A 1,308-nucleotide genomic window follows, 5' to 3' on the forward strand; every position below is an offset into this window, starting at 1 on the left:
ACCGCGTCCGCTTCGTCGCATAGCTCGCGGAGGCGGTCTAAAAATTTCGGATGGTAAAACCACATCCCGCCGGCTCCCTGGACGACGGGCTCGATGATGATGGCCGCGATCTCATCTTTGTTTTCTTTAAAAATTTTAGAAATTTCATCCGTGCTAGATGGGTCAAACGGCGCGTCGAAGCGGCAGCTCGGGCGCGGTGCAAAAATTTGACGCGCCAAGATGCCGCTAAATAGCGAATGCATGCCGGTGATCGGATCGCAAACGCTCATCGCGCCGAACGTATCGCCGTGATACCCGCCTCTGACGGTTAAAATTTTATTCTTTTTAGGCGATACGTTTTGCTGATAGCAGATCGCCGCTTTCAACGCCACCTCGACCGCTACTGAGCCGCTGTCCGCGTAAAAGATGCGATCAAACTGCGGCAACATCGAGAGTAGTTTTTTGCCTAAATTTATCGCGGGCGCGTGGGTAAGCCCGCCGAACATCACATGAGAAAATTCCTTCATCTGCGCGGTCGCCGCGGCATTTAACGCCTCGCTGCCGTATCCTTGCACGGCGCACCACCAAGAGCTCATCCCGTCGATCAGCGCGCCCTGCGTCGTGTAAATTTTATTGCCTTCGGCGCGTAGCACGCCGTGCGCCTTAAGCGGATGCGTCGCAGAAGTGTATGGGTGCCAAAGATGTTTCGCATCGAAGCTTAGATCAATGGGGCCCGTGTTTGAAATGCTCATGAGCGGCGGCGCGGCGCGGCTGCTTTTAATTTCGCTCTCTTGTTTACGGATCTGCGCTGCGCCTAAAGTGCAGTGAGCCTCGCGATCTTTGGAATTTTCATCTAAATTTGCACCCTTCTGACCGCTTTGCGCCGCATCCAAGGCTACCGCAGCAGTTTCGTTTAAATTTGCCGCACTCGCGTCCATCTGCGACGGATCGTTAAAATTTAGCGAGGCGATAAAATTTTCAAAAGAGCGCGCTGCTGCTGTAAAGTCGTCCTTTTGGAATTTGCGTAGCGATATTACGGGTATGCCTTTGAGCTTGCTTTTCAGATACGCCGCGTTCGATACGCAAATTTCGTCCTTTTCGTCGGTAAAATTTAGAACCAGTGCCGCGATTTTAAGCCCGTGCGAGCGCAGGACATAGACGCTGCAAAGCGCGCTGTTTATAGCGCCCAGCTCGTTTTTACAGACCAGAACGATCGGCGCATCTACCGCTCTCATCACGTCCAAAAAGCTCTCGCGCGGATTTAGCGGCACGAAAATACCGCCTGCGCCTTCGATCAGCGTGATTTCACACTGCGCCGAATGAGCGTCG

1 protein-coding gene is annotated in these 1,308 nt (G+C 53.2%); it reads right to left on the reverse strand.

The genetic code is table 11. The features are described 5' to 3' along the window. A partial coding sequence (locus Q0140_RS11300) for an aminotransferase class III-fold pyridoxal phosphate-dependent enzyme (protein WP_297964650.1) occupies window positions 1-1,308 on the reverse strand: 1,308 nt, incomplete at both ends.

Source organism: uncultured Campylobacter sp., from assembly GCF_938045405.1.
GTDB lineage: Bacteria > Campylobacterota > Campylobacteria > Campylobacterales > Campylobacteraceae > Campylobacter_B.